The sequence below is a fragment of the Arthrobacter sp. P4_F10 genome, from assembly GCF_056401435.1.
The window spans coordinates 1-9,044 of the sequence record NZ_JBFUJJ010000064.1; the positions used below are offsets into that span (position 1 = coordinate 1).

The window sequence follows — 9,044 nt, forward strand, 5'->3', positions numbered from 1 at the left end:
AACTCAGGGGCGGACGGCCAGCTCCCGAGCACCAGGCCAAGGACCCGAAGATCCCGCGCGGCCAGCGCTTCGAGGGTCAGCGCGGTGTGGTTCAGGGTGCCGAGGGCCGGCCGGGCGACGAGCACAAACGCCGCCGCCAGGAGCGAGCCCAGGTCGGCGAGCGTGCTGCCGTCGGAATCCAGTTCCACCAGGAGTCCGCCTGCGCCCTCAACCAGAACGTGGTCATGGGAGCCGGCGAGCTCGCGGACCCTCCCGGCGTGGACTGCCAGCCGCGGGAGCGGCGCACCGTCGACAGCGGCAGCGGCGGCGGGCGCCAGCGGCTCCTTCAGGACAACGCCGGATTCCGCCGTCACGGCGCCGGCGAGCCGGACAATCTCGGCCACGTCGGAATCGCCGGCAGCGGCTCCCGACTGGCACGGTTTGTACACCGCGACGCTGCGCCCCGCTACCATCAGGGCGGCGGCGAGGGCCGCGGTCGTGATGGTCTTGCCGACGCCGGTGTCCGTTCCGGTGACCAGGATAATGCCGGGCAGGTTCATGGAAGTTCCTCCAAAATGCGGCGCAGCACTGCGCAGCTGTCGTCGATGTGCTCGGGTGTCAGGGTGGCTCGGGCGGTGAGCCGCAGCCGCGAAGTCCCGTCCGGAACGGACGGCGGACGGAAGCAGCCGATCCGGACGCCGGCGGCCCACGCGGCATCCGCCGCTGTCAGGGCGGATTCGGCGGACGGCATGGCGACCGACTGGACGGCCCCAGCTGTCCGGTCGAGGGCTGCGCCGCGGGCGGACAGGGCAGGGGCGAGCCCGGCGGCAAGCGCCGCAGCGTTGGTTCGGACGCATCCGGCCCGCCAGGGCTCATCGCGGATGATCCGAACTGCGGCGAGGGCCGCTGCGGCGGAGGCGGGCGCCAGACCGGTGTCGAAGATGAAGCTCCTTGCCCGGTTGACGAGGTGTTCCCGCAGCAACGCGGATCCCAGGACCGCTCCGCCCTGGCTGCCCACGGCCTTGGACAATGTCGCCGTCACGATCACGTTCGGATGCCCCGCGAGAGCTGTCCCGGCCACCGAACCGCGGCCCTGGAAGGTGCCGGTGCCGGTGACTCCGAGGCTGTGTGCCTCGTCGATGAGCAGCACGGCGTCGTATTCCTCGGCCAGGGTCAGCAGGTCAACGAGCGGTGCTTCGTCGCCGAGGACGCTGTAGACGGATTCGACGGCGATGAGTGCGCGCGGCTCCGACCGGCCGGCCAGCAGGCGGCCGGCTTCCTCCACGCTGTTGTGCGTAAACGATTCGGTGCGGGAGCGGCTGAGCCGGAAACCGTCGATCATCGAGGCATGGCAGTGCTCATCCGCGACGATCAGGGTCCCGGGGCCGCCCAGCGCAGTGATCACACCGATGTTGGCCAGATACCCGGAGGAGAACACCAGCGCCGATTCCATCCCGGCGAGCATGGCCAGTTCCCGCTCGAGGTCCAGGTGCAGCCGCGTGGTTCCGGCGACCAGCCTCGAGGAGGTTGCACCCGCACCCCACTGCCGGACGGCCGCCGCCGCTGCCTCGATGACCCGCGGGTCGGCGGCGAGCCCCAGGTAGTCGTTGCTGGCCAGGTCGATGAACTGTTCGTCGGCGGCACGGGGGCGCGGTCGGCGGACCAGGCCCCGGCGGTTCCGGACTTCAGCCTGCCGGTCCAGCCACTTGATCATCGAGACGCTCATCCCAGCCCCCTGGACTGTGCCGGGAGGCATTCGTGGACTTCGGTGACGGCGGCCGTCATGCCCGTGGTGATCTGCTCAACGTCCGCCGCGGTGCTGATGTATGGCGGCATGGTGTAGACGAGGTTCCGGAACGGCCGGACCCAGACGCCGTGCCGGATGGCTGCGGCGCTGACCGCGGTGACGTCCACGCCGTCCTGCAGTTCGATGACCCCCACCGCTCCGATGGTGCGGACGTCCCGGACGCAGTCCAGTTCCAAAGCCGGGGCCAGCCCGGACGCCAGGCCAGCGTTGATCCGGCCAACGTCGGCTCGCCAGCCGCCGTTGGCGATGATGCCAAGGCTGGCATTGGCAACAGCGCAGGCCAGCGGGTTGCCCATGAACGTGGGGCCATGCAGCAGCGCCCCGGCCTGGCCGCCGGAAACTGTCGCGGCCACGTCGTCGGTGCAGAGCATGGCGGCGAGGGTCAGGTATCCGCCGGTCAGGGCTTTGCCCACACACATGATTTCCGGCACGACGCCGGCATGATTGGCCGCGAACAGTTCGCCGGTCCGCCCAAAACCGGTGGCGATCTCATCGAAGATGAGCAGCAGCCCATGCCGGTCCGCCACCTGCCGGAGCACCGTCAGGCATTCGGCCGGGTAGGCATGCATGCCGCCGGCACCCTGGAGGACCGGTTCGACGATGATCGCGGCCAGCTCCCCGGAATTTGCGGCCGCGATCTCTTCGAACTCCGAGACCCATGCCCGTATGCTTTCCGGCGTGGCGAAAGCCGCAGCTGGCGGACGCGGCGCAAAGACGTTGCCGCCGAGCAAACCCGGGAATGCGGAGTGCATGCCTTCTACGGGGTCACAGACTCCCATCGCCGCGAACGTGTCCCCGTGATAACCGCCGCGGATGCTCAGGAACCGCTGCCTCTGAGACTGTCCTAGAGCGGTCTGGAACTGGACCGCCAGCTTCAGCGCCACTTCCACGGACACCGAACCCGAGTCAGCGAGGAACACCCGCTCTAATCCCGGCCTCCCGGGTGCCGCCGGCGCCAGGTCCACCAGCCGCTCGGCGAGTTCCACGGCCGGGGCGTGTGTGARCCCGCCGAACATCACGTGGCTGAAACTCTCCAGTTGCCGCCGTGCGGCGGCGTCGAGCACCGGGTGGCGGTAGCCGTGGATTGCGGACCACCAGGAGGACATTGCGTCAACAACCTCATGGCGTGTGCCGTCCTCGCCCCGAAGCTGCAGCCGCACGCCGTCGGCCGCTTCGACCTCCCACAATGGAAGTTTCGGGGAGGCTGGTGCGTAGGGGTGCCACAACCGTGCGCGGTCCCGCTGGATCAGGCCCGTCTGCGCGGAATCCTGCGTCATTGAACCGGGCGTCATGGTGCGAGCACCCCGTGGCGGGAGCATTCTGCTGACCAGCCCAGCGGTGTGACCTGTACTTTCATGCGGCGCCGGCAGGCGGCGCAGTAGCGCGGCGGTTCCAGCTGCAGCAGTTCCTCGCACTGTCGGTGAGCGTACGACGGCGGCAGCGCACCACCGGCGTACATCCCGCCGCAGTGCCCGCAAAACTCAGCGGTGGCCGAGCTGGTGGTTGAGTCTGCCGAAACCGCGATATTAGAGCCGATGGTTGGGCTCGTTGATACCCGGTTCACAGTGTCTTCTGGAGTTCCTTGATGGGCATGTTCAGTTCCACCAGGAGGTTAAGGTCGGCGGTGGCGGGGCGGCCCAGGGTGGTGAGGTAGTTGCCGACGATGACGGCGTTGATGCCGCCCATCAGGCCCTCGCGGGTGCCGAGGTCACCGAGGGTCAGTTCCCGGCCGCCGGCGTAGCGGAGCACGGTGCGGGGCATGGCGAGTCGGAAGGCGGCAATGGCGCGGAGGGCGTCCTTGCCGTCCATGAGGCTCTGGTTTTCCAGCGGTGTCCCGGGCCGGGGGTTCAGGAAGTTCAGCGGGACCTCGTGGGGTTCCAGGGCTGCGAGCTGGGCGGCGAGTTCGGCCCGCTGTTCGAGGGTTTCTCCCATGCCGATCAACGCCCCGCAGCAGAGTTCCATGCCGGCGGCCTTGACCATGGCGCAGGTTTCGAGGCGTTCTTCGTAGGTGTGCGTGGTGACGACTTCGGGGAAGTAGCTGCGGGCGGTTTCGAGGTTGTGGTTGTAGCGGTGCACGCCCCATTCGGCGAGCTGGTCCACCTGGCGCTGGGTCAGCATGCCCAGGGAGCAGGCGATGTTGATCTCCACTTCTTCGTTGATGCGGTCGATCGCGAATTTGATCTGGTTCATCAGCTTGATGTCCGGGCCGCGGACGGCGGCGACGATGCAGAACTCGGTGGCACCGGTAGCCGCGGTCTCCTTCGCGGCTTTGACCAGCTCCGGGATGTCCAGCCAGACGCCGCGGACGGGCGAGTCGAACAGGCCGGACTGGCTGCAGAAGTGACAGTCCTCGGGGCAGCCTCCGGTCTTGATGGAGATGATGCCTTCCACCTCGACGTCCTCGCCGCAGTGCTTCAGCCGTACGTCGTGGGCCAGTTGCAGCGCGGCGGGCAGGGCTTCGTCCGGCAGTCGGAGGATTTCGACAAGTTGAGCCTCGGAGAGGCCGATGCCGTCGTCGAAGACCTGCCGGCGGGCAGTATCGAGAATTGCATAGCTCGTGGCCGTGGGAGGTGCCTGAATCGTCATTGATTGTCCTTTTCGCTGGGTTTCGTGGATATGCCTCACCGGCGACAGTAGTTTCCGGCTGATTGCAGGATTTTGTGCGTTCCCCACAAGAAGGGGGGCGACAGTTTGTTTCGCCCGGAGGGGCCGCCGGACGGCCGGGCGCCTAGGGCCAATAGGGCATGCCTGATCGATTAGGGTGGCCCTGCATGTCCGTGGCCTAGGCGAGCGTCAACCGCAGGGGCACAGAGTCCCAGCCACGTAGGGTGTTGTTGTAGTGGCGTTCGATCGCCGAGGCCAGTTCGATGCTCTTGATCCGGGGCACCAGTTGTTCCAGCAATGACGCCGCCTGGAGGCGGGCTGCGTGCTGGCCCACGCACCGGTTGATGCCCATGCCGAAGGACAGGTGTCCGGACGGGTCGCGGGAGAGGTCGAACTCGTCGGGGTTTCCCAGCGGCGCGGATCGCGGTTTGCCGCCGCGAAGCACAGCATGACCCTGCTGGCTTCGGGGATTGTGCTGCCGCCGATGGTGACATCGCTGGACTTCAAGGCGTCGCGCTGGCACTTGGCGGTGGCCCACTCGGTGTATTCGGCGGCCTTGCACCTGCCCTGCTCCACCAGCTCGTTGTCAGGACCCAGCGCGTTGAAGGTGTGGTCGGCATAGGGCACCAGGTTTTCGCGGCCCTCCTTGGAAATGCCGGAAGCCTCGGGGAAGAAGTTCACCGGAAGCTTCGAGCCGATGTCGCGGTGCCCGTCGACCTCGACCGCCCCGCCGGGGGTGGAACCGGCCAGCAGTCCGTCGATGATGCCGCCGGCCATTGCCCACAGGTTGTCCAGGTGTTGGTCGCGGCGTCGCAACCAGACCGAGTGGAGGGACCAGGGCGCCCAACATGCCGGAGTCCCATCCCGTTGTCGCCATCGAGTGGCACACTGGACTTCATGCGTGAGTTCGTTGTCCTCGGCACCGCCTCGCAGGTCCCGACCCGCACCCGAAACCAAAACGGGTACATGCTGCGGTGGGATGGCGAGGACTTCCTCTTCGACCCCGGAGAGGGTACGCAGCGGCAGATGATCCACGCCGGAGTTACCGTCTCCCAGATCACGCGCATCTGCCTCACGCACGTGCACGGCGACCACTGCTACGGTCTGCCCGGCGTCCTTTCCCGCATGGCCCTTGACAAGGTCAACCACCCCGTCCACCTGCACTATCCTGCCTCCGGGGAGGACACCGTCCGAGCTCTCGTGTCCGTCGCGTCCTCGGGCATAGATCTTCGGCTGCATCCACATGGGGGCTACGGGGGCGGCGAACACGAGGGCCCCCGCCAAAGGACTTCAGAGCCGATCGCCCCGGGCCTGGAGGTCCGGGCGCTGAATCACCGCATCGAGGCCTATGGCTATCGGTTTGTGCAACCCGACGCGCGCACACTCCTTCCTGACCGGCTCGCGGCAGTCGGGATTGCGGGATCCGACGTCGGCCGCCTAATGCGCCAAGGAAACCTGGGCGGCGTGAGTCTGGAGGAGGTAAGCGAGCCGCGTCCCGGTCAACGCTTCGCCTTCGTCATGGATACCGCGCCCTGCCAGGGCGCGGAGGAACTGGCGGAGGGCGCTGACCTGCTCGTCACGGAGTGCACATTCAGCGACGACGACGCCGAGCTCGCCTCGCAGTTCCGCCATCTCACAGCGGGGCAGGCGGGCGAGCTGGCCGCATCGGCGGGCGCGGGGACTCTCGTCCTYACCCACTTTTCTTCGCGCTACGGGGACGTTGCCCCTCTCGCCGAGCAGGCCCGGGGTCGCGCCGGTCAAGCCAGGGTGGTTGCCGCGAACGACCTTGACCGCATTGCCTTTCCGCAACGTCGTGCGTCCTAACGACGTCTGCGGGAATTACACCTAAGGATCGTGCAGAGCCCAGTCCCGGGGACAACCTATTGGTGGGCGGGCGGGAAGCGCCTCCAGAGCGACCCGGAGCAACCGGGGTGGGAAGCAGATCCAGGCCGGGCGCGGGAAGACTTCGCTGACAAGGTGCCTACCGGGAACAACAAGGCTCCGGCGGTCATGATACCGAGTGCGCCGCCGAGCTCAGCGCGGGGATTCCAGCCGGCCGGCAGGACTCACGCTCGGCATGGCAGGGCTAAGGACGGAGATGTGCAGGTTCTTTGGTAATTTTCTCGATGTCGGCCGCGGTGACTTCGATCAGCTGATGCGCCAACTCCGCCAGGGCGCGTGCGGTCGCCAACTCGTCCCCGATCTCCGGGACATCAGAGTCCACCGGATTCAGCCTGGCCCACCCGACACCCTCCAGTTCCGCCCGGTTCCCGGCCCTCAATCGCGCCGTGGCCCGCGTTTGGTTTTCATGTTCGTCGATAACGATGTTCACCGACCAGCTTTTCTCTTGCATGGTGCCCGCCTCCTCGATCCGACTTCCACCATCCCAAGCTCGAGGCAAGCCGTCAAGGTCCGCAAATTTCCCCGCAAACCGTGCGCCAAAGGCCCTGAGTTGCCCCGCACGACGAGGCAACTCACGCGGGACCGCAGACCTCATGCAGACCGAGGACGCCAGAGTCGGGCGCCGTCCATCAGCACTGGCTTCCTGGTCCGGGGGGTTGGACCCCGGTGGCGATCCGCCGCGGCAGCATCAGACCTCATACAGTCTGGCGAGGTCGAACGGAGTGGCTCCGCGATCGTGCCGCCGGAATGCCAGCCAGGGACATCGTCCGTGCCCAGGCGAGGGCGCTTGCCGTGTCCAGGCCGGCAACGATGCGGCGCATGCAGGAGATCCCGCATGCGGACGTGAACTGCTAATATGCCTCGGCCGAGCGTCCCTTCAACCCCGCGCTGCAGGGCGGGCCGTTGATCGTGCTGTCGTGCGATTACAGCTGCGCCGTCACCGCTCCCCCGAGGCCAAGGCTCTGGGCATCGGCCTGGGCGATCCGTGGTTCAAGGTCGAACCCCGCGCCAGAGAAAGGGCCTCGTCGCCGTGTCCAGCAACTACGAACCCTACAGGGACATCAGGCAGGCAGCGGCCTGATCGGAGTGCAGATCCGAGGAGCAGCAGATGTAGCGTGCCGCCGCTTTCCTTCCATACGTGCAGGTGCCAGGGCTCCTTTGGTGCCGTGGAAATCCAGGGTGTAGTAGTTCGCGGCGGGAATGTTGTTTGATCTGTTTGTCCCCGACCCAGCTTGCCCGTCGCGATCGGCGCTACGGTGGGAGGCCGTGGTCGCCACGTTCCCCGCACCGGTCCCCGGCATACCGTTGCTGATCCTGGACACGGTCACAGGGCTACGTGTTGAGGTCCCAGTGGACACGGATTGCCCCGGCAATCGGTCCGGCAGCGACATCGATACGGAGAGCAAAGAGCGCGGTCCCTGTCTCTTCGATGACCGCGGGAGTGCCTTCGTCGTGTGAACTGGGATGCCTCGTGAGTTGGCCTAAGGCCGCCCCCATTTCGTCATTTTCGGGACTTCCTTGACGGGCAGTGTGACAAGTGCCATAGTCTTCGTATGAACCTGTTGGACAGCTGGACAGCTGCGCAAGATCGAGTCGTACGCGTTGGCGCGGCTGAAGCGGTCTTTGCATCCCTCCGCAGTGCTATCGAGGGCGGCAAGATCCCTGTCGGCACCCGCCTCGACTCGGAGGCATCGCTGGCCAAACAGTACGGTGTGAGCCGCACGATGGTCAGGGAGGCGCTGCGTTCCTGCACCGCATTGGGACTTACGGCCACCCACACGGGTAAGGGCACGTTCGTGATCGCTGACAAGGTGGCCCAGGACCTCAAACTCGGCAAATATTCGGCCAGCGCCCTCGTTGAAGCCCGCCCCCACGTGGAAGTGCCGGCCGCGGGCCTCGCCGCCCAACGCCGCAGCAGCGAAGACCTGGAGGCTCTTCGGGAAATCCTTCGGGAAATGTCCGAGGAAGACGATCTCCAGCAGTGGGTCCTTTTGAACACTGAATTCCACGTGACCATCGCCCGGTGCAGCGGCAATGGCGTGTTCGAATCATTCCTGTCAGACATCTGCGACGCCATGGCTAACCAATCAAACACCCTTAACCTCGTGGCTGACCGGCGCAAGGAATCGGGTCAGGAACACGCCCGCATTTTCGCTGCCATCGAGAGTGGATCAGCCGAGGAGGCATCCCAGGCCATGAGAATGCATTTGCACGGAGTTGAATGCGCCCTGGGCACCATCGTCCCCGGAAGCGGAAACTCCAGGGCCGGCCATACGCGCTAGATCCTAAACCCCGGATTTCACTCACCATCCCCTGCCGCTGCAATCGCCGCAACCCCCGCGCGATCTCCTTGCCGGGAACAACCATGCCCACTGTGCCGGCTGCGGCGTCACTCAGTCCTGCCCCGGCCCCAGATTTTTACCGTCCAAACCCGTCAACGAAGCCCTGTGAGGACCCCATGACTATCGCCCATACCGCCCCGGACACCCGCTCCGAACACGACCTCCTGGGCGACCGGGATGTTCCCGCCGACGCCTACTGGGGCGTCCACACCCTCCGGGCCGTGGAGAACTTCCCCATTACCGGCCAGCCGCTGTCCTCCAACATGCACCTGGTCCGCGGGCTGGCCGCCGTGAAACTCGCCGCCGCACGCACCAACCAGGAACTCGGGCTCCTCGACGCCGAGCGCGCCGCGGCCATCGCGGAAGCCTGCGCCGACGTCATGAACGGCAAGCTCAGCGAACAGTTCGTG

General features: G+C 66.6%; 10 protein-coding genes and 1 pseudogene. 4 read left to right on the plus strand and 7 right to left on the minus strand.

Translation table 11 applies throughout. The features are described from left to right. The 6 genes from bioD to AC1DR1_RS22415 form a co-directional block, all read right to left on the minus strand. Window positions 1-539: dethiobiotin synthase (gene bioD / locus AC1DR1_RS22390; protein ID WP_476993368.1), on the minus strand; the 539-nt coding region annotated here is incomplete at its 3' end. Beyond that, window positions 536-1,693, minus strand: coding sequence for an 8-amino-7-oxononanoate synthase (locus AC1DR1_RS22395; protein WP_476993372.1), 1,158 nt, complete (start codon window positions 1,691-1,693; stop codon window positions 536-538). The genes bioD and AC1DR1_RS22395, both read right to left, overlap by 4 nt. Window positions 1,694-1,701: 8 nt before the next feature. After that, on the minus strand, window positions 1,702-3,063 hold the full coding sequence (locus tag AC1DR1_RS22400) for an adenosylmethionine--8-amino-7-oxononanoate transaminase (RefSeq protein ID WP_476993369.1): 1,362 nt from the start codon (window positions 3,061-3,063) through the stop codon (window positions 1,702-1,704). Between the two features lie 11 nt (window positions 3,064-3,074). Further along, window positions 3,075-3,245 carry a biotin synthase auxiliary protein BsaP gene (gene bsaP / locus AC1DR1_RS22405; protein ID WP_476967759.1) on the minus strand — a complete coding sequence of 57 codons (171 nt, stop codon included), beginning with the start codon at window positions 3,243-3,245 and terminating at the stop codon, window positions 3,075-3,077. A gap of 101 nt (window positions 3,246-3,346) precedes the next feature. Beyond that, a complete protein-coding gene (gene bioB, locus AC1DR1_RS22410) occupies window positions 3,347-4,372 on the minus strand; it encodes a biotin synthase BioB (RefSeq protein WP_229995941.1) in 1,026 nt (341 codons plus the stop codon). A 207-nt stretch (window positions 4,373-4,579) separates the two neighbouring features. Then, a complete protein-coding gene (locus tag AC1DR1_RS22415) occupies window positions 4,580-5,206 on the minus strand; it encodes a hypothetical protein (RefSeq protein WP_476993370.1) in 627 nt (208 codons plus the stop codon). A gap of 81 nt (window positions 5,207-5,287) precedes the next feature. Here AC1DR1_RS22415 and AC1DR1_RS22420 point away from each other — a divergent pair, with 81 nt between their 5' ends. Beyond that, complete coding sequence (locus AC1DR1_RS22420; RefSeq protein ID WP_476967756.1) at window positions 5,288-6,214, plus strand: ribonuclease Z; 927 nt, start codon at window positions 5,288-5,290, stop codon at window positions 6,212-6,214. 262 nt (window positions 6,215-6,476) lie between these two features. Here AC1DR1_RS22420 and AC1DR1_RS22425 read toward each other — a convergent pair whose 3' ends face one another. Further along, complete coding sequence (locus AC1DR1_RS22425; RefSeq protein ID WP_229995626.1) at window positions 6,477-6,743, minus strand: DUF1876 domain-containing protein; 267 nt, start codon at window positions 6,741-6,743, stop codon at window positions 6,477-6,479. A 359-nt stretch (window positions 6,744-7,102) separates the two neighbouring features. Here AC1DR1_RS22425 and AC1DR1_RS22430 point away from each other — a divergent pair. The 3 genes and pseudogenes from AC1DR1_RS22430 to AC1DR1_RS22440 form a co-directional block, all read left to right on the plus strand. After that, window positions 7,103-7,355: pseudogene (locus tag AC1DR1_RS22430) on the plus strand (Y-family DNA polymerase); the annotation flags it as partial. A gap of 490 nt (window positions 7,356-7,845) precedes the next feature. Then, window positions 7,846-8,574 (plus strand): FadR/GntR family transcriptional regulator, encoded by a 729-nt coding sequence (locus AC1DR1_RS22435; protein ID WP_229995625.1) that lies wholly within the window; start codon window positions 7,846-7,848, stop codon window positions 8,572-8,574. A 176-nt stretch (window positions 8,575-8,750) separates the two neighbouring features. Further along, window positions 8,751-9,044 (plus strand): lyase family protein (locus tag AC1DR1_RS22440; RefSeq protein ID WP_476993371.1); only part of this gene is annotated, 294 nt, incomplete at its 3' end.